The sequence below is a fragment of the Cutibacterium nasicola genome, assembly GCF_051303185.1.
Lineage (GTDB): Bacteria > Actinomycetota > Actinomycetes > Propionibacteriales > Propionibacteriaceae > Cutibacterium.
Window position 1 is genome coordinate 769,808 of record NZ_JBPPGE010000001.1, and the last position, 18,032, is coordinate 787,839.

Annotated in this window: 17 protein-coding genes and 1 pseudogene; 5 read left to right on the plus strand and 13 right to left on the minus strand. The window is 62.2% G+C overall.

From position 1 onward, the window contains the following. Positions 1–8 precede the first annotated feature (8 nt). On the minus strand, positions 9–971 hold the full coding sequence (locus ACSJJT_RS03655; RefSeq protein ID WP_435916963.1) for an alpha/beta fold hydrolase: 963 nt from the start codon (positions 969–971) through the stop codon (positions 9–11). 301 nt (positions 972–1,272) lie between these two features. Between ACSJJT_RS03655 and ACSJJT_RS03660 the strand changes: the two genes are divergently transcribed. After that, on the plus strand, positions 1,273–2,403 hold the full coding sequence (locus ACSJJT_RS03660) for a nucleotide sugar dehydrogenase (RefSeq protein ID WP_435917070.1): 1,131 nt from the start codon (positions 1,273–1,275) through the stop codon (positions 2,401–2,403). Between the two features lie 3 nt (positions 2,404–2,406). Here ACSJJT_RS03660 and ACSJJT_RS03665 read toward each other — a convergent pair whose 3' ends face one another. The 6 genes from ACSJJT_RS03665 to ACSJJT_RS03690 all read right to left on the minus strand — a co-directional run bounded on the left by ACSJJT_RS03665 (position 2,407) and on the right by ACSJJT_RS03690 (position 8,033). Continuing rightward, positions 2,407–3,642, minus strand: coding sequence for an alpha-amylase family protein (locus ACSJJT_RS03665; protein WP_435916965.1), 1,236 nt, complete (start codon positions 3,640–3,642; stop codon positions 2,407–2,409). 53 nt (positions 3,643–3,695) lie between these two features. Continuing rightward, positions 3,696–5,120 carry an amino acid permease gene (locus ACSJJT_RS03670; protein WP_435916966.1) on the minus strand — a complete coding sequence of 475 codons (1,425 nt, stop codon included), beginning with the start codon at positions 5,118–5,120 and terminating at the stop codon, positions 3,696–3,698. Between the two features lie 160 nt (positions 5,121–5,280). Further along, positions 5,281–5,784 (minus strand): thiol peroxidase, encoded by a 504-nt coding sequence (gene tpx, locus ACSJJT_RS03675; protein WP_435916967.1) that lies wholly within the window; start codon positions 5,782–5,784, stop codon positions 5,281–5,283. Positions 5,785–5,835: 51 nt separating this feature from the next. Further along, positions 5,836–6,804: an aldo/keto reductase gene (locus ACSJJT_RS03680; protein WP_435916968.1), complete on the minus strand. Its 969-nt coding sequence runs from the start codon at positions 6,802–6,804 to the stop codon at positions 5,836–5,838. Positions 6,805–6,828: 24 nt separating this feature from the next. Beyond that, a complete protein-coding gene (locus ACSJJT_RS03685; protein WP_435916969.1) occupies positions 6,829–7,347 on the minus strand; it encodes a glycine cleavage system transcriptional repressor in 519 nt (172 codons plus the stop codon). 23 nt (positions 7,348–7,370) lie between these two features. After that, positions 7,371–8,033 (minus strand): peptidyl-tRNA hydrolase, encoded by a 663-nt coding sequence (locus ACSJJT_RS03690; protein ID WP_435917071.1) that lies wholly within the window; start codon positions 8,031–8,033, stop codon positions 7,371–7,373. A gap of 116 nt (positions 8,034–8,149) precedes the next feature. On the opposite strand from ACSJJT_RS03690, the pseudogene ACSJJT_RS03695 reads away from it, so the two are divergent. After that, positions 8,150–8,680 (plus strand): annotated as a pseudogene (locus tag ACSJJT_RS03695) (HAD-IA family hydrolase); the annotation flags it as partial. A 37-nt stretch (positions 8,681–8,717) separates the two neighbouring features. On the opposite strand, the gene ACSJJT_RS03700 reads toward ACSJJT_RS03695, so the two are convergent. Beyond that, the gene (locus ACSJJT_RS03700) at positions 8,718–9,338 is read right to left on the minus strand and encodes a DJ-1/PfpI family protein (RefSeq protein WP_435916970.1); all 621 of its coding nucleotides are present in this window, start codon (positions 9,336–9,338) and stop codon (positions 8,718–8,720) included. 188 nt (positions 9,339–9,526) lie between these two features. Here ACSJJT_RS03700 and ACSJJT_RS03705 point away from each other — a divergent pair, with 188 nt between their 5' ends. Both ACSJJT_RS03705 and ACSJJT_RS03710 read left to right on the plus strand, forming a co-directional pair. Next, positions 9,527–10,120 (plus strand): short chain dehydrogenase, encoded by a 594-nt coding sequence (locus ACSJJT_RS03705; protein ID WP_435916971.1) that lies wholly within the window; start codon positions 9,527–9,529, stop codon positions 10,118–10,120. 730 nt (positions 10,121–10,850) lie between these two features. Further along, positions 10,851–11,255, plus strand: coding sequence for a DoxX family protein (locus ACSJJT_RS03710; RefSeq protein ID WP_435916972.1), 405 nt, complete (start codon positions 10,851–10,853; stop codon positions 11,253–11,255). Positions 11,256–11,370: 115 nt separating this feature from the next. Here ACSJJT_RS03710 and ACSJJT_RS03715 read toward each other — a convergent pair whose 3' ends face one another. The 5 genes from ACSJJT_RS03715 to ACSJJT_RS03735 form a co-directional block, all read right to left on the minus strand. Further along, positions 11,371–12,063: an ABC transporter ATP-binding protein gene (locus ACSJJT_RS03715; RefSeq protein WP_435916973.1), complete on the minus strand. Its 693-nt coding sequence runs from the start codon at positions 12,061–12,063 to the stop codon at positions 11,371–11,373. Positions 12,064–12,203: 140 nt separating this feature from the next. Further along, entirely contained in the window at positions 12,204–13,301 is a 1,098-nt protein-coding gene (locus tag ACSJJT_RS03720) for a FecCD family ABC transporter permease (RefSeq protein ID WP_286320914.1), read from the minus strand. A 2-nt stretch (positions 13,302–13,303) separates the two neighbouring features. Beyond that, positions 13,304–14,497, minus strand: a complete 1,194-nt coding sequence (locus ACSJJT_RS03725) for an ABC transporter substrate-binding protein (RefSeq protein ID WP_435916974.1) — start codon at positions 14,495–14,497, stop codon at positions 13,304–13,306. Positions 14,498–14,585: 88 nt separating this feature from the next. Continuing rightward, positions 14,586–15,992, minus strand: coding sequence for an MATE family efflux transporter (locus ACSJJT_RS03730; protein WP_435916975.1), 1,407 nt, complete (start codon positions 15,990–15,992; stop codon positions 14,586–14,588). Positions 15,993–16,431: 439 nt separating this feature from the next. After that, the gene (locus tag ACSJJT_RS03735) at positions 16,432–16,860 is read right to left on the minus strand and encodes a hypothetical protein (RefSeq protein WP_435916976.1); all 429 of its coding nucleotides are present in this window, start codon (positions 16,858–16,860) and stop codon (positions 16,432–16,434) included. Between the two features lie 179 nt (positions 16,861–17,039). Here ACSJJT_RS03735 and ACSJJT_RS03740 point away from each other — a divergent pair, with 179 nt between their 5' ends. Further along, positions 17,040–18,032, plus strand: coding sequence for an IS481 family transposase (locus ACSJJT_RS03740; RefSeq protein WP_435916977.1), 993 nt, complete (start codon positions 17,040–17,042; stop codon positions 18,030–18,032).

Sequence of the window (18,032 nt, forward strand, 5' to 3'; positions counted from 1 at the left end):
ACAGACGTTTACCGTGCCTTGCGGACCTGGGGGATTTGAGGCCGGTTTGCGACAGAGTCGATCCACTCTCGTAGGTCGGCATGGACGTGCCTGCGATTGACCTCATTGAGAACCTCATGGCGCCCACCCGGGTACAGGATGACGTCCACCTCCTGGGACCCGGCATCGCGCAATTGGCAAGCTGCGCGACGCACTCCCCTACCGGAGTCGCCCACCGGATCCTTGGCACCGGCCATGAGCAAAACAGGCAGAGCAGGCGGAGTGGCACGTAGAACCTCGGTGGAATTGGCGAGTTCGATGAGTCGTACCAATTCGCGGTAGAAGGCTGCGGTGCAGACGAAACCGCACAGCGGGTCGTTGTTGTAGGCGTCCACGACGCGCACGTCTCGAGACAACCAGTCGTAGTCGGTGCGAGCCGGCTGGAAGGCCCGGTTGAAGGACCCGAAAGACAAGGTGTTGAGCAACGGACTGCGGGAGTCCTCCCCCAACATGAGCACCTGGGAACGGGCAAGCCCGGTGGCGACGGTGCTCAACGGCCCCAAGGAGGAGCCTGTGCCAATGATGACCAGGCCGGTCATCTCGCGTCCCCGGCGAGCGGCCAGAACACGGGCGAGGAACGATCCCATCGAGTGTCCGACGAGGAACCACGGCTTCCCCTCAACCTCGGCCATGAAGTGGTCAGCAACCGCGGAGAGATCGTCGAGCAGTTGGTGGTGGCCCCGATCAGGGGTGGTCCCAAGTTGTCCGGTGGCAGCAGCGCGCGGTCCGTGACCACGGTGATCATTCGCCACGACGAGCCAGCCGTCGTCCGCCAGCGCCCGGGCCACCTCGTCATAGCGGGCCGCGTACTCGGCCATGCCATGACACAACTGCACCAATCCCTTGGTGGGGCGACCCGGCGCAGCCTCCGGACGCCAGACAAGGACGTCGAGGTCGGCTCCGTCGTCAGCGGTGATCGTGATGGTGTCCATGAATCCTCCCGGGGTCGTAGTTCCAGCATATTGAGGTCTCCCAGCCAGCATCTCGGCATCGCGGAAGAAGCGCCCACATCACCATGATCCTGTTCTCGCTCAGGGAGAACACGAGCAGAACAACGAGCCTCTTCAGGCCCGACGCTGTGTAGTGAGGTCAACGCCATGCCCGCGACGCGCCGCGTTACCAGGTTCGCGAGCATCACGTCACCGTCTCGTAAGGTCACCGCCCTAGACTCATGGGGACCCACCGAAAGGACGTCTCGTGAAGATCGCCGTCGCAGGACTGGGCTATGTCGGCATGGCCAATGCCGTGTTGCTTGCCCAGCACAACAGTGTCGTCGCCATTGACATTGACGCCGAGAGGGTCGAGATGGTCAACACCGGACACACGACGATCGTCGATCCCCTCATCGGGGAGTACCTGGCCCACCACGAGCTGGATCTGACGGCCACGACTGATCCGCACAAGGCCTATGACGATGCTGACTTCGTCGTCATCGCCACCCCGACGAACTATGACCCTGACCAGAATTATTTCGACACCTCGAGCGTGGACGGAGTGCTCGACCTGGTGCAGGAGCTCGCCCCCGAGGCGACGATCGTCATCAAGTCAACGATCCCGGTGGGCTTCGTCGAGGGGATTCGCAAGGAGCGCCCCGGCCTTGACGTCATCTTCTCTCCGGAGTTCCTCCGCGAGGGCAAGGCTCTCTACGACAACCTCCATCCGTCACGGATCGTCGTCGGGTCGGACTCGGCCAAGGCCCACCTCTTCGCCGATCTCATGGCCGCCGGGGCGGTCGACACCGGCATCCCGGTGCTCTTCGTCGGGGCCACCGAGGCCGAGGCCATCAAGCTGTTCGCCAACACTTACCTGGCGATGCGGGTCTCCTTCTTCAACGAGCTCGACACCTATGCCTCTCAGCGTGGGCTGTCCACCCGTCAGGTCATTGACGGGGTCTGCCTGGACCCCCGCATCGGCAGCCACTACAACAACCCGTCCTTCGGTTATGGCGGCTACTGCCTGCCCAAGGACACCCGTCAGCTGCTGGCCAACTACCAGGACGTCCCCCAGACCCTCATCCAGGCCATCGTTGACTCCAACACGGTGCGCAAGGACTTCATCGCCTCGGACATCATCGCCAAGGATCCGAGGCGAGTCGGCATCTTCCGTCTGGTCATGAAGGCTGGCTCGGACAACTTCCGCTCCTCGTCGATCCAAGGGGTCATGAAGCGCATCAAGGCCAAGGGCATTGAGGTCGTCGTCTACGAGCCGACCTTCGAGGGCAACGAGTTCTTCCACTCGAAGGTCACCAAAGACCTCGAGACGTTCAAGGCCGGCTGCGACGTCATCATCGCCAATCGAATGTCGCTCGAGCTGGCTGACGTCGCCGAGAAGGTCTACACCCGAGACCTCTTCGGCGGTGACTGAGCCTCAGGCTCGGCTGGACCAGATGACCTCACCAGCCTCGCGAATGAGGGCCGAGCAGCCATCACGCACGTCGAGCTCGACGATGAGGGGCTCGGCCCCGGGGACACCGCTACGGTAGACGTAACGCTCGTTGGTCAGGTCAAGGGACTCGGTACGCGCGTCGACGAGCCAGGGATGACGGCGGCGCAGGCCGAGCAGGTCTTGGTGGGCACGCAGGGTCTCGGCGCCCAGGTTGGACAGCTCCGCCGGGCTGGCCGGGAACACCGGACGGATGTCATCGTCGCCTCCGAGCCTCTTCTCCTTGATCCCGCGGTAGGCCAGCTCGTCCCCGTAGTAGATGAGCGGGATGCCGCCAGTAGTGGCCAGCACCGCTGTCGCGACGATCGCACCATCCTGCTCCACCTTCGAGGCGATGCGGGTGACGTCATGATTGCCGACGAAGGTCATCGGGGTGAAGGAATCGGAGAACTCGTTGTGACGCCCCAGGGCATGATCAAGTTCGAAGAAGTTACGGGATTCGATGGACGACCACGTCGCCTTCCACAATTCGTACTGGGTCACCGAATCCATGCCGGAGGCCTTGACGATCCCCGCGTAATCGCCATGGATGACCTCACCGAAGATCCACACGTCGGGGTGCTTCTTGTGTACCGACGGCAGAACCTCTGCCCAGAACTCCGGAGTGACGGAGTAAGCGGCGTCGAGACGCCAGCCATCCACGCCCCGGTCGCACCAATGGTTCATGACCCGGGCAACGAGGTCACGCACAGCGGGGTCCCCGTGGTTGAACGCGACGAGGTCATCGTGGCCCTCGAACACGTCGAGTTGGCCGTCACACCACCGGACCATCCGTCCAGCATCGGTGTCCGGGCCAGCAGTCAAGGCATCCTGCACGATCTGACTACGACGTGAGACGTGGTTGAACACTCCATCGAGGAGCACCGACAGACCGTGGGAGTGGGCGGCCTGAACAAGATGGTCGAAGTCGGCGTCGTCTCCAAGGCGAGGATCGATGGCGAAGTAGTCCAAGGTGTCGTAACCATGGCTGGTCGAGGCGAAGATCGGCCCCAGGGCCAGGCCGGAGCACCCGAGCGACACCGCATGATCGAGCCAGGCCTCCAGATGTCCGAGACGATGCCTCACCTCGTCGGACTCGAGTCGCATGGGAGCCCCCACGAATCCCAGGGGATAGACGTGCCAACCAATGAGATGGTCAACCCATCCGGGACGTTGAGCCATGATGCCTCCGTTCGCCGTCACCACAGCCGTTCGACTGCAACTGTTCCATCATGTCAGTCGTGGTCGAAGTCTGCGGTGGAAAGGTCTGCACGAGGCGCCTTGGTGACGAGTTTGTGACCAAGCCACAGTGCCAGGAATGCCGGAATGGTGATGTACGCGACAACCATCCCGGTGATATCGCCGCTGAGGACGGCATCACGGCCCTGCCCCAGGGTGACGATGACGCACAGCACACCCGCAACGATCGGACCGGCCGGGTACCAGCGCGCCCGATATGGCAACTCGGACAGGTCATGTCCCTGTGCGAGGAAGGCGCGACGGAACTGCATGTGGCACACCGCGATGCCAATCCACGCGATGAATCCGCACAGCCCGGAGATGTTGACCAACCAGGTGTAGGCCTGGCCAGACCCGACCAAAGACGTGGCGAAGCAGGCCGCACCGACGAGCGTGGTGACGATGAGTGCCGGGACCGGGACACCGCGTCGATTCGTGGTGGCGAGGACGTGTGGAGCCTTACCCTCTCGCGCCAATGCGTAGAGCATCCGCGTCGATGCGTACAGGCCGGAGTTTCCGGCCGAGAGCACCGAGGTGAGGATGACGGCGTTCATAACGGCTGCAGCCGCGGCCACTCCGGCTCGCTTGAGCACAAGGGTGAAGGGACTGACGGCGACGTCAGTGACCTCACCGGCGAGCAGGTTCGGATCGGTGTAAGGCAGCAGCACACCGATGACCGCGATGGCGCCGATGTAGAAGATCATGATTCGCCAGAAGATCTGCTTGGTGGCCTGGGGAACTGCCGTGCCCGGGTCCTTCGCCTCCCCCGCCGCGATGCCGATGAGCTCGGTGCCCTGGAACGAGAATCCAGCAACGAGGAACACCGTCATGATGCCGCCGAAGCCGTTGACGAAGGGGGCATCACCGTGATGCCAATTGGAGACTCCCGGGGAGTTCCCCATGATCCCCGCGATCATGAGGATGCCGAGGACCAGGAAGACGAGGACTGCCGTCACCTTGATGATGGCGAACCAGAACTCTCCCTCGCCGTAGGCCCGCGCGGACAGCACGTTCAGCAGGAAGAGTAGGGCCAGGAATCCGGCTGACCATATCCACGACGGCACATTCGGGCACCAATACGCCATGACGATCGAGGCGGCAGCGAGCTCGGCGGCCACCGTGATGGCCCAGTTGAACCAGTAGTTCCAGCCCAGCGCGAAGCCGAAGGACGGTGAGACGAATCTGGTCGCGTAGGTCTCGAAGGCGCCCGGTACCGGAAGATAGGAACTCATCTCCCCCAAGGACTGCATGAGCAGGAAGACCATCAGTCCCATGGCCAGGTAAGCCACGAGGGCGCCTCCTGGACCCGCCTGGGAGATGGTGGCACCGGATGCCACGAAGAGCCCGGTGCCGATGGCTCCGCCAATCGCGATCATGTTCATGTGACGCGAGGAGAGCCCGCGCTTCAATTCGCCGTCCATGGTGGTCCTCAGTTAGGAGCGCCCCGCCCTTCTGGACGCGGTTTTGGTCACTGTACCGCCCTCAGACGCCCCCATGCCCCATACTCCGTATGTTGGTACATGACACAAAGCAGAGGGCGCCCGACATCTCGTCGGAACACCCCCTGGAATGGGCTGTGGCTCAGACCTTCTTGGCGGCCTCGAGAGCAGCGTCGTAATCGGGCTCGGTGGTGATCTCGTCCACCAGCTGGGTGTAGGTCACCTTACCCTCGGGGTCCACGACGATGACGGCGCGGGCGAGCAGATGACGCATCGGACTGTCGGCGAGGGTGACGCCGAGATCCTTGCCGAAATGGGAGCGGAAGGCCGAGGCGACGACGACGTTCTCAATGCCCTCGGCGCCGCAGAAGCGGGCCTGGGCGAAGGGAAGGTCACGGGACACGCACAGCACGGTGGTGTCGTCGAGTCCGGCAGCCTTCTCGTTGAAGGTGCGCACACTCTTCGCGCAGACACCAGTGTCGAGGCTCGGGAAGATGTTGAGGACGAGCTTGTTACCCTTGAGCTCGTCGCTGGTCAGCTCCGACAGATCGGTCTTGACAAGGGTGAACGATGGGAGATCGGATCCAACTCGAGGCAGGTCGGCGACGGTGTTGACGGTTTGTCCCTTGAAAGCAGTAGTGGCCATATTCACACTTTATGCGGATACCGTCCCCAACCACGACGTTCTGAGAGGCATTCAGTCCCGAGTGAACAACTCCGACGCCGCATCCAGGACACACACCTCATCATGGGACAAGGTGAGATCGGTGGCCGCGAGCAGTGGCCCAAGCTGATCCACGGTGCGCGCCGAGGCAATGGGGGCGGTGACCCCCTTGGCAATCAACCACGCCAGCGAGACCGACGCCACCTCGACGCCGTGGTCACCGGCGATTTCTCGCAGCTGATCGAGGACCGCGAAGGCCGCCTGCGCATGCTCGTCGTCAGGCAGATAGGCCGCCATCATCGATTCCCGGGCGACGCCGTGGAGATCGTCACGAGTGGAGTACTTGCCCGTCAGGAAGCCCGATGCCAGCGAGAAGTACGGAAAGAGAGCCAGGTTGTACTCGCTGGCGAGCTGGCCGTAACCCTGAGGGGCCTCAACGTCGGCGCGGTGCAGCAGGTTGTACTGAGGCTGCAGGGCTACCGGACTCGCCAGTCCCTCATGCTCGGCCACCTCGAGCCACTTCTGCTCCCGGCTCACCGAGAAGTTCGACAGACCGACCCAACGCACCTTGCCGGCCTTGACGAGCTTGTCGAAGGCCCTTGCCATGTCCTCGATCTGCTGGTTGTCGTCGTCGTAATGGGCGTAGTAGAGATCGATGTGGTCGGTGTGGAGCCTCACCAGGGAGGCATCGACAGCAGCCGAGATGTTCTCAGCGGACAGCCCCCTGAACTCGGGGTGGGTGGCCACCTTCGTCGCGATGAGGATGTCGTCGCGATGGCCGCCTTTCTCGAGCCATGATCCGATGATCGTCTCTGATTCACCGCCCACATTCCCCTCGGCCCAGTGGGAATAGCCGTCAGCGGTGTCGACCAGCGAGCCCCCGGCGCCGAGGAAGGCGTCCAGGATGGCGTGGGAGTCGTGCTCGTCGGCAGTCCAGCCGAAGGTATTGGCTCCCAACACCAGCGGCCTGATGTCCAGATCGGTGCCAGGGATGCGAGTCATGAGGCCTCCTCGTCGGCCCCGGGATCAGGAACGGTCGACCAGATCGATGTCGACCATGATCTCGGTGGCAATGGATTCCAATTCCGAGCGTAGGTCCTCAAGGGTCGTCGCGTTGGTGATTCGGCATTGCACCCTCGCCTCGAAGAGAATTCCGTCACCCATCGGGGCCTCGCGCAGGCCTGTGGACATGTCGTCAATGGTGACACCGAGACGGGCCATGGTGGCCGTCACCTTGTGAATGATTCCTGGATGGTCGTGACCGACGAGATGAACCACCAAGATGGCCTCGTTCTCGTCGTCTTGTGGGGTGGTGTCGGTGACGGTGAGACGGAGACCCCTGGCCTCCAGGCTTCCAAGATCAGCCTTGAGGGGCTCAACCTTGGACGCGTCGACGTCGACGAGGACGATTCCGGCGAAGGCGCCGGCGAGTCGGGCCATACGGCTATCGAGCCAGTTACCGTCGTAGTTGGCAATGGTTTCTGACAGATCGGAGACAAGCCCGGCACGGTCCGCGCCGACCGCAGTGAGAAGGAGCTGAGTCATGGCTCAAGTCTACGCGACCCCGGTCACCAGCGGGCCCTGGTGGTGGCAGTGGGGCCGTCAAACTCTGTGAAACCGGCGTCAACAACCCTCACACGAGCAACATCGGCGTCCCAATGTTCAACTGTGGGCGTGACGACGCGAACTCGGAACCCGTCACGGCGCCAGCTCTCCAAGGCCTGGCGGTCATCGTCACTGCCGGAGCTCATGGCCTCATGGGCGAGCTGCCCAGCGTGACCACACTGCGCACATGCCTTACCGGTCGTCATCTCGATGCGCGGATTGATTTCTATCGTGACAATGGCTCCAGTCGTGGCGGAATCGCCATTGGAAGGAAGATGGGTGCCAGCTACCTGAAGTTTGTCGATCTGCTTGGGCTGGGGGTGCACCCGGGCCGGGACGAAGGCCCGCACCTTCGCTGGACCTGTTTCGGCTGGCGCGTCAACGGGTGGGTCCTGGCAGACGGTGATGCCGTCAAGGACCTGGACGTCGTCCCACCTCTTGCCGGAAGCACGCCGAACGATCTTACGGATGCGCTTGTCGGACCACTGTTGCACGGCGTCATACCACGGGCCTCCCGGTTGAGCACGGGGGTCGTCGAGGAGGGAGACGACGGCGCGCGCCGCCGCCTCGCAAGCATCTACTTCGCGCGCCGGATGGCGTTTGTCACGAAGCAATACCAGCTGCATAGCCCAAGGATCGGGTTCGTGAGCGGGTGTGGTCACTCGTGGCAGGCTACTCGCCTGATCCTGCGAGACGCGAAGGTGGTCGTCGCCACCGCCACACATCTGCAAGACTCGACGACGTGCGGAGCATTGTCTGGGACATGGGCGGAACGCTCATCGACACGTACCCGGAGGTCGATCAGACCCTTGCGGATGTCGTGTGGGCCGAGCCGAACAGGGAGCAACTAGCAGAGGTGGCACAGCTGAGGTCGGAGTCGATAGCCCACGCCATCGAGGTCTTAGCCGAACAGTATGACGTCTCTTCCGAGCTGCTCGACGATGCCTACACCTTGTTGAAGAAGAAGTGGGCGCACGATCCCGCCCCGCTGATGGCTGGAGCAGCAGAGGTCATGGCGGCCGTGCGGCGCGGTGGTGGCCTCAACCTCGTCGCCACCCATCGTGATCGCGCCAGCGCCGAGAACCTCTTCCACGCCCTGGGAGTGCAGGTGGACGACCTCGTGTGCGCCCCTGATGGTTTCGCACGCAAACCTGACCCCCAGATGAATCTGGTACTCATGGAGCGTCATGGGCTGGATCCGTCCGAGGTCATCGCAGTGGGCGATCGTCCCATTGACATCGACGCCGCGCGAGCCGCAGGGATCGAGGGATTCCTGCTGTCCTCCGAGCCTTACCCGAGCACTACGACGATCAGTAGCTTGACGGAGCTGCTGGATCGTCCGCGAACGGATCACGGTCGGGGTCCGTCTGGACCTCCAGCTCGACCTCTCGAAGCACCCTTTCGGCAGTCTCCTTGCCCTCCAGATGTGCGATGAGGGCTGCGGTCATGTCCATACCTGCAGCAACCCCTGACGATGTCCACCGGTCACGATCATGCACCCATCGTGCTCGTGGCTCCCACCTGACGTCCCGGCCATGGGAGGACGCCCAGGTGAAGGCCCGCTTGTTCGAGGTTGCCCGGTAGCCCTCCAGCAGGCCAGCTGCGGCCAGCAAGGCGGATCCGGTGCACACCGCCGAGATGATGGATGCGGGAGCAGTCCATCCACGCAGCCGGGTCAGGAAGGAGCGATCGTCAACCAGGGATCGCGTCCCCATTCCACCTGGGATCAGGACGATGTCGTGACCGGCGGAGGCATCCATGTCCTCGGTGGCCATGACCACCGCCCCCTGACTGCTGCGAACCGGGCCAGGTTCGACGGCGCAGAACGTCACCTCGTACCGGTCCGACAACCGACTCCACAGTTCAACCGGGCCGAAGACGTCGAGGAGTTCGAAGCCGTCGAAAAGGAGGACACCGACCTGTCGACTCATGCGATAAGGATATCTTCACCGCAAGCGTGTCGGCGGTGACGTCATCTGCTGCTGAGGGGTTTTCCGCCTCAGCGTGCACATCCATGCCGCTCCCAAGGCGGTCGTGAGGACCAGCGTGACGGTAGGAAAGACCGATACCAGCAGCACTTATGCTTGTTCGTAAGCTTCGCCTACGACAGGGTGATGCCATGCGTGTACTCATCATTGGTGGCACTGGAACTATTGGCTCCAAGGCAGCTGCGGCATTTGAGGAGCGAGGCGATGAGGTAATTACCGTCGGTCGTAGTACCGAAGTATCAGTAGATCTATCCTCTATCACTGAGATGTTCAACAAAGTAGGTAGGGTTGATGCTGTTGTGACAACCATGGGATCGGCCCCGTTTGTTTCCATCGAGGATGCCACAGCGGACGATTTCCAGGCGGGAATCAGCAGCAAGATGCTTGCTCAACTCAATGCCGTGGTCTATTGCCTTCCGTACCTCAATGACGGTGGCTCGATTACCATGACGACAGGCATCTTGACCCAACACCCTGTCCCAGGGAGCCTGATTGCTACCGCGGCGAACGCAGGGGTTGAGGGTTTCGTCAGGGCTGCGGTGTCGTCCTTACCGCGGAGCATCAGGATTAATGCTGTGAGTCCGACGATGCTCGAGGAAGCTCGTGAGGCATTCGGACCCTCTTTTGTCGGCTTTAAGCCAGTGTCTGGCACCGAGGTGGCCCAGGGCTACGTTCGTAGTGCTCATGGAATTGAAAGTGGGCAGATTTTCCAGATCTGGGGTTGATTCTTTTTACCAGCGTTGTTCAAGAACTATTCCACACCACCAGGTGTACTGATCAGAGACGCGATTTGAACCCTTTGCCTGCTCGACAAATGCTCTGACAACAAGGCTCGAATTGACGTTGTCCCCGGCGAACTCGGTACGAGCAGGCCTCCCGCCCACAGTGCTACCGCACGCCCTCGTCGTGGCCCGGAGACACTTAGCTTCCTGCAGCATCTCGAACGAGTTGTCATCTGGCTCCTTGCCTGCCTTCTCACTGGGGGCGGAACGATCATCTGGGGATCTCATCAGACCTGGCCCGAGCTCGGCGATCTGGTCGGCACCTCTACGAAGGAGACCGATCTTCGTGTCGTGAAGTCGATGGAGCTCAGGGGGGACGTCCTCCTGCTCGGCATGCGGATGCAGGGCATCGCATCCTGCAGAAGGGCCAGGCCGGCCCCTCGGTGGTCCTGAGACTTGGGGCACCAAGAAGACCCCGTTCATTCAGCATGCCCATGACACTCACCCTCGCGTCGACGGCAAAGCTGTCGAGATCACGCGCGAGAGCCCCACCCCCGCCAAGGTGACGGTGTCCCCGTTCAAGTTCATCAACCACAGCAATGAGAAGTTCTACCGCGGCATTGCGGAAGGTATTGACCCCAACATCAAGGTCGAGTTCGTGTACAAGGACGCCAGCTGACGGATACTGACGCGGTAGATGGCGGCATCTTAGGCGTTGACGTAGCCTTGAAGAATGTTCTGCAAGTGCGCACACAAATCCTCTGACAAGGCCACACACGCTCATCGCACCGCTCGCCTCCTGACGGCGCTGTGTGCTGGAGCGGGAACCTTGCACTTCCTCAAGCCGGAACCCTTCGACAGCATCATTCCGCCTGAAATCCCGGGTAAGCCACGCAACTGGACGTATGGGTCCGGCGCTGCCGAACTGACGACGGCGGCCCTGCTGGCATGTCCGCGGACCCGCCGCCTGGGCGGACGGGCTGCTGGAGCCCTGTTCGTCGCAGTGTTCCCCGGAAATCTGGAGATGGCGCGCCAGTGGCGTGACCGCGAGCCCAAGTGGCAAGTGATCTCCTTGGGTCGGCTGCCGCTGCAGGCCTTGTTGGTCAAGCAGGCCCGGGAAGTGGCGAAGAACTGCTGAGAACGTGGCCCCAGATACCGCGCCGTTGTGAGACGGTATCGTGACAGACGTCATCCCCGAGGAATGCCAACGGTAGGGCTGCCAGCCGGTATGCGACCTACTCAGTAGGCCCGCGTTACAACAGAGCCTGGGAAGCCTCGACCGCTATACCGCCATCGGCCGTCGAGTACACGGTCGCGTTGACGCCGTAAACCTCGCGGAGCATGTCCTGCGTGATGACGTCACGAGGGTCCCCCACGGAGTGAACGCGACCGCCGGACAGGACCACCACCTGGTCACTGAAACGGGCCACCTGCCCCAGGTCGTGGACGGTCATGATGACGGCTGCGGGAACGTCCTTGGCCGCCTGACGGATGCGATCCAACAGCAACAGCTGATTTCGCAGGTCGAGCGCACTCGTGGGCTCGTCAAGCAGGAGAGCCGATGGTCTGCGAATCACAGCCTGGGCGAAACTCACCAATTGTCGCTGCCCTCCCGACAGCTGCGCCATGGTTCGCGCGGCCAGTGAGCCTAGGCCCAGCACCTCGATGATCTCGGAGACATCGCGTAGTGCCGCGGATGTGACGCGCAAACCACAGAGTCCTTTGAAGACCTGCTGGCGAGCGACCATGACGCTCTCAAACACGGTGAGTGAGCTCGCTGGTGGAGGGTCCTGCGGCAGATACAGGACCCGATCTGTGACGACTTCGCCGCCGCATTCTTCCAGCCCCGCGATACAGCGAAGCAGCGTCGACTTGCCAGCACCGTTGGGGCCGATCAGCGACGTGATGCTACCCGCGTCCATGTCGGGAAGCGTGATACCGGTCAACACCGGATCCTGCCCGTGGCCGTACGAAAAGTCGATCCCACACACACGAATCGCTGGCGCATGGACCGGAGCCGACATCACGTCCCGACTGGACTGGCCGGATCGTACCGGAGCGGCCTCGATCGTCGCAGAGTTTGAACCTAAGAGGCCCACAGCGTCCCCCTTTTACTGGTGATGATCAGGACGTAGACGGGCACACCGACGATCGCGGTGATGATCCCGACGGGAAGGATCACCCCAGGTTGGATGACCTTCGAGACGGCGGACGCGCCGACGAGGAGCAGCGATCCCGCGATGGCCGAGGTCGTCAAGAAGTAACGCTGGTCTTCTCCGACGATCATGCGCGCGACGTGGGGCCCCACGAGCCCAATGAACCCGATGGTTCCGGCCATGGCGACGGCAGTAGCGGCGATGAAAGACACGACGACGAGAGTGAGGGTCCGCATCGCATGGACGCGCACACCGAGAGCGCGGGCGCGATCATCCCCCATCCGGAAAGCCGTGAGGCTCCACGCATTGCGATAGAAGAACACCAGCCCCGCAACTGTCACCACGGAAAGCAGCGCGATTTGCGGCCATGTTGCGCGCGTGAGGCTGCCCATCGTCCAGAAAACCACCTGTTCGAGCTGAGTCTCGGAGGCAAGGTACTGCATGAGAGCCAGGAGCGCATCGAAGAAGAAGACGATGGCGATGCCGAGCAAGATCATAGTTTCCGCACCGGGCCCGCGAAATCGGGAGAACAACAGGATGATTCCGCACGCGAGCATCGCAAAGAGCCACGCTGTGCCCGCCATGCCCAGTGCGGCACCTATACCGGTCGCCGCGAACCCGGACACGGTTGCCAGTGCGGCACCGAAACCGGCGGCGGACACACCCAGGGTGTAGGGCTCTGCGAGTGGGTTGCCGAGAATCGTCTGCATTTGGGACCCGGCAGCCGCGAGAGCGCCTCCGACAAGCACCGCGGTGAGGGTCATGGGTAGGCGAATATCGAAGACGATCTCGTGATCTATGGGACGAGACTGTGCCGGATGCACCACCGTGGCCAGCACATCCCGAGCTGGCATCGAGCCGCCACCGAGGAGGAAATCCACGAGGGACACTGCGACCAGGAGGACGACAAGACACGCAATGATGCCCGTCTTGCGGCGTCCCCTGTGCCGGTACCACTGCGCGGTTGCGCTGGCGCTGCCCTCCGGGGCTGCGCCGAACATCCGGGTGCCGCCGTCAGCGCACGTCATGATCATTTCAGACCTGTCCAGAACGTGCCGGTCGCCGCGACGGGGAGGAACTTGTCATGCAGTTCGCGAATCTCCGCGTGCGGATCGATGTCGGAAAACAGCTCCGGATGCATCGCCTTGGCAAACATCTCCACCGCAAGGTAGTTGTACGGCGAGTCGTAGTAGTGATGCCACGCGGCATAGATTCGCTTATTCGCGACGGCAGTCGTTTTTCGCACGGCGGCCTGCTTGTCGACGACCGCGCGCAGGTCACGCGCGGCGGCCTCCGGGGACTCGTCATAGCCCAGCGGGACATATATGCCGGGCTTGACCGGGGTCTTGCCCTGAGCCCAGTCCGCGCCGGTCGCGATGATGACCTGCGGGTTTTTGCCGGCGAGAGCCTCTGGGGACACCTGGCCCTGCTTCGCCTTGATCATGCTGTAGCCCAGGTTGTCCCCGCCGGCCAGATTGACAATTTGCGCGAGGTTGGATTTGGCGAAAGTGGAGCAGCAGTCGAAGTATCCGGGGGCGCGCCACAGGAACGTGGGCGTGCGCTTGGCCTTCGCCTTCTTCAGACGCGAGGTCACCGTCGAGACCTTGGATTCGTAGTATGTGATGAACTCTTCGGCCTTGTCTTCGCGATTCAGGAGTTTGCCCATGAGACGGATGCTCGGGACGGTGTTTTTCACGGGGTCGATGAAGTAGTCGACGGCCACCGTCGGCACCCCAGCCTTCTCGAGCCCATCGATGATTCCCGCGTCCTTGGCGGCGTCAAACACGCCCGCGTTCACCACGAAGACATCGGGACGCGATTCGAGAGCCTGTTCGAGGGACATCGTGTTGTTGTAGATCTCGCCGGTAGTAGGGATGGTGCTAATCGTGGGGAACTTTTTCGAGTAACGCTTATAGGTGGCGAAGTCGTTTTCCTTAAGATCTTCTGGCCACGCGGCAATCTTGTCCGTCGGATTGTCTAGGTTGAGTAGCGCTGTGGTGTACAGCAGCTTTTGGCCACCCATGAGGATGCGATTGACGTCTTGAGGGACCTTGACCTTCCTGCCTAAAGCGTCCGTCACCGTCTCGGTCGGCATGTTTTGCCCCGTGTCCTGCGTACCTGCACTGGTGCACGCAGAGAGGAATACGACAGCCGCCACAACGAGGGCGACGAGAGCTGTGAACGTCCTCGACCGGAGAGGCAAGGGGTACGCGATGGTGGTCATGCTATGTCTTCTTTCGGTAGTGGGGGATGTGCCGACCCTCTGGACGGAGTTGAGAAAAAGTTGGATGAGAAGCGGGGGCGATGGGTGTTCAGGATGCGGCCACCACCGTCTCGCCGGGTTGGTCCAGCTGCGAGATACGGCTCGTGAGGGTGCGGGCCAGAAGGACGGTGGTCGTCCCAAACCCCAGGATCAGACCGATCCACACGCCGTAGGCAGCCCAGTGGGCGACCAAACTCAGGAGGACCACAGCCGGGACCCCGACCGCCCAGTAACCCCACAGGGTTGCCTTGAGCCCAGAGGTGGTGTCTTTCAGGCCACGAAGCAGGCCGACCAGGACGTTCTGACTACCCTTGGCGAATTGTTGGAGCACAGCGATGCACAGCAGCACCGTGGCGATACGAAGGGTGTCCGGAGAGGCACCGCCGAGAAAGAGCTTCACGAAGAACGAACCCAGGGTGAGCCAGATCACAGCGATGAGGGCGAGATAGGCCCACACCGGCAGCAGAACCCTCCGCGTCACCAGCGAGACGCTGTCGCGGCCTTGGCCTTTGACTCCGCTGACGAGCACGGATCCACCGTGCGAGAAGCCAATGCACACTTGGTAGACGATATAGGCGAGTTGGTTGACTACCATGTGGGCGGCAAGCGCTACGGGTCCGACGACACCCATGACGAGGCCAGCGATGGTAGTGATCGCGGCCTCTGATCCATAGGTGAGGGACACCGGGATCCCGAGCCGCACCAGTTCGCGAATATAATCCTGGTCTCCCTTGCGAGGCAGGAAAGCGAACAGCTGACCTAGTTCGCTGTCGCGGCGCAACGTCCACGCGAAGGCACACAGGGCGAACACCTGGACGAATGCGGTGGATGCGCCGATGCCGGCCGTGCCCCAGGCCGCGGACCACCCCAGGGCCGAGACCGCCCACAGGAAGAAGGCGTTGGCGCCGGCGTTTACCCCGATGGAGATGAGCGTGACCACGAGCAATGAGCCGGGTCCCCGCATTCCCACGGCGAACTGTCTGAGGACGTTGAGCCAGACCATGGGTAGCAAACCAGGGCCCAAGGTGAGGGTCATCGCGAAGGTGAGATGCGCAACGCTCTGATCCACCGGGAGGACGAGCACGAACGCCCCGAGCGCGATCACGAGGATGACGCCCAGGATGGCCGACGTGGTTCCCACCGCCATGCCACTGCGCACTGCCCGACGGACCTCGTGGGCCACCCGTTCGTCGTGTTCGCCTCGCTTCCACGGCACCGCCGCCTCCGCGAGGAGATTGCCTGCGGCTGTCACCATTCCGACGCACATCGTCCGGATCTGGTTGTAGAACTGCATGGCCAAGCCGCCGCCAGCGATAGCGGCCACACCAAGGGTCTGCAGCATCAGCACGTCCGCCGTCGTCAGGGCTACCCCTGCAAGTTGTACACCGGCGATGGGCAGCGCAAGGGAGCAGACCTCGCCGTAGCCGATCGCCTCACGCTGTTGCGTGACGGTCACGCCGCGTGCCCCAATACAGGCAGGGCTGACCAGGTCAGGTGTCTGTGACGCAGTTGGTACACGGGGATCTCTCTGTCGATGGACGCCCGGGGCCACCCACGTGGGGGCATTGGAACGCAACGGAACAATCTTTAGGTACGCTTTAGGTAAGCCTTACCTTTATTGTAAAGTTACCGTACACTGAAGGCCGACAACGCGCACCTTCCACCGTCGACACCATGACCATGGCCAGCTCCGGCGGAGGCACAACGGATACCGGCATCCAGCGCCCACACAGACCCGCCGATAAAGAAACACGACCTCTAGTTCGGGGAAACCGAGCCCACCTTCGCCCAAGACATGGTCATGCACCCAACATTCACGACCAGCGCCAACAGCCAGCAGGACTAAGCATTGAGGCGCCATTCAACATCTCTTCAGTAGTTTTTCATTGACGGCGTCACCAGTTAGTTCTCTTTAGAACTCGCCCATTCACAAGTTCCCATCCCCTCTTGCTAGCATCGGTAAACGCTACATGGGTGATCATTTTTCCCGCATTTCCCTTCGCAAATAGAGAAATGGGCTCCTGGACAACCTCCCGATCGATTACCGAACCCCATTTGAATTCAGGATGGGCAGGAACGACAAACCTCCCAGGAGGCACTATTTCTAAACGCAATGTGGGGTTATCGGCACTCCGGTCCAATTTTTGACTGCGGATCTCCACCTCAAAAATTGGCGCAGTAGAGCCGTTAACGACCATGATCCCGTATTTCTCAACACCCTTACGATTAGAAAGCTCAACACCGACCACGAAAATAAGCTCCGCCTGACGACGTTCTTCAGAGATTTGTTGTTGCAGGTCGCGATTTTTCTCGATTCTCTCCATGTTCCTGCTGGTCTGCCACGACACCACAGCGGCGATAACCGCGAGAAGGTCGCTAGGTGTAACCACCACACAGGTTAGGTACATCGGGCTGGTCAGAGACAGCTCTGGCTGGACACGGGCGAGGGCCTCTGGGTGGAGTGTGTTGCTACCACACAAAGCACGACTCCCAAGAGGCCCTCATGACCCACCGTAATGCCCCGTTGTCCGAAACCGGACGTTTGCGCCTGGCCTGCTGCATCGTCGAGGATGGCTGGCCCCTGCGTCGGGCCGCCGAACGCTTCAACGTCAGCGTCACCACGGCCCAACGCTGGGCACAGCGCTACCGCGCCCACGGGCCGGCCGGAATGCGTGATCACTCCAGCCGACCCCACCACCAGCCCCGACGGGTCTGCCGTCGCACGCAACGACGGGTGGTGGGATTGCGCATCACCCACCAGTGGGGCCCAGCACGCATCGCCTACCACCTACGCCACCAACACCTCAGCGTCTCGACCGTCGGCAAGATCCTGCAACGCTACGGATGCCCACCCCTGACCTGGATCGACAAGGCCACCGGCGCCCGGCTACGCGCCCAACCCACACCCGTCCGCTACGAACACGACACCCCCGGTTCACTGGTCCACCTCGACATCAAGAAGCTGGGCCGGATCCCCGACGGCGGCGGCCACCGCATGGTCGGACGCGCCCAAGGAGTACGCAACCGTGGCCGATCCGCCAGCGGGGGTGGGTATCACTACATCCACAACGCCGTCGACGACCACTCCCGCCTGGCCTACGTCGAGGTCCTCAGCGATGAGCGCAAGGACACCGCCGCCGGGTTGTGGACCAGGGCCCAGGCCTGGTTCGCCAGCCAGGCCATCACCGTCAAGCGGGTCCTGACCGACAACGGCTCCTGCTACCGGTCCAAAGCCTTCAACAAGGCACTCAAAGACACCCACATCACGCACAAGTACACCCGGCCCTACACGCCCAAGACCAACGGCAAGGTCGAGCGGTTCAACAGGACCCTGGTCGCCGAGTGGGCCTACGCACGGCCCTACGCCAGCGAGACCGACCGCCTGGCCGAACTCCCCGGCTGGCTGCACCACTACAATCACCACCGCGGACACACCGCGCTCAAAGGCAAATCACCCGCCGACCGCGTACCTAACCTGTCCGGCGATTACACCTAG

Excerpts from the sequence above, each read along its gene's own strand:
- ACSJJT_RS03720 (WP_286320914.1), bottom strand. The coding sequence starts at position 13,301 with ATGACGTGCGCTGACGGCGGCACCCGGATGTTCGGCGCAGCCCCGGAG.
- ACSJJT_RS03725 (WP_435916974.1), bottom strand. The coding sequence starts at position 14,497 with ATGACCACCATCGCGTACCCCTTGCCTCTCCGGTCGAGGACGTTCACA.
- ACSJJT_RS03660 (WP_435917070.1), top strand. The coding sequence starts at position 1,273 with ATGGCCAATGCCGTGTTGCTTGCCCAGCACAACAGTGTCGTCGCCATT.
- ACSJJT_RS03655 (WP_435916963.1), bottom strand. The coding sequence starts at position 971 with ATGGACACCATCACGATCACCGCTGACGACGGAGCCGACCTCGACGTC.
- ACSJJT_RS03735 (WP_435916976.1), bottom strand. The coding sequence starts at position 16,860 with ATGGAGAGAATCGAGAAAAATCGCGACCTGCAACAACAAATCTCTGAA.
- ACSJJT_RS03740 (WP_435916977.1), top strand. The coding sequence starts at position 17,040 with ATGACCCACCGTAATGCCCCGTTGTCCGAAACCGGACGTTTGCGCCTG.
- tpx (WP_435916967.1), bottom strand. The coding sequence starts at position 5,784 with ATGGCCACTACTGCTTTCAAGGGACAAACCGTCAACACCGTCGCCGAC.
- ACSJJT_RS03670 (WP_435916966.1), bottom strand. The coding sequence starts at position 5,120 with ATGGACGGCGAATTGAAGCGCGGGCTCTCCTCGCGTCACATGAACATG.
- ACSJJT_RS03700 (WP_435916970.1), bottom strand. The coding sequence starts at position 9,338 with ATGAGTCGACAGGTCGGTGTCCTCCTTTTCGACGGCTTCGAACTCCTC.
- ACSJJT_RS03710 (WP_435916972.1), top strand. The coding sequence starts at position 10,851 with ATGTTCTGCAAGTGCGCACACAAATCCTCTGACAAGGCCACACACGCT.
- ACSJJT_RS03685 (WP_435916969.1), bottom strand. The coding sequence starts at position 7,347 with ATGACTCAGCTCCTTCTCACTGCGGTCGGCGCGGACCGTGCCGGGCTT.
- ACSJJT_RS03665 (WP_435916965.1), bottom strand. The coding sequence starts at position 3,642 with ATGGCTCAACGTCCCGGATGGGTTGACCATCTCATTGGTTGGCACGTC.
- ACSJJT_RS03705 (WP_435916971.1), top strand. The coding sequence starts at position 9,527 with ATGCGTGTACTCATCATTGGTGGCACTGGAACTATTGGCTCCAAGGCA.
- ACSJJT_RS03690 (WP_435917071.1), bottom strand. The coding sequence starts at position 8,033 with ATGCAGCTGGTATTGCTTCGTGACAAACGCCATCCGGCGCGCGAAGTA.
- ACSJJT_RS03680 (WP_435916968.1), bottom strand. The coding sequence starts at position 6,804 with ATGACTCGCATCCCTGGCACCGATCTGGACATCAGGCCGCTGGTGTTG.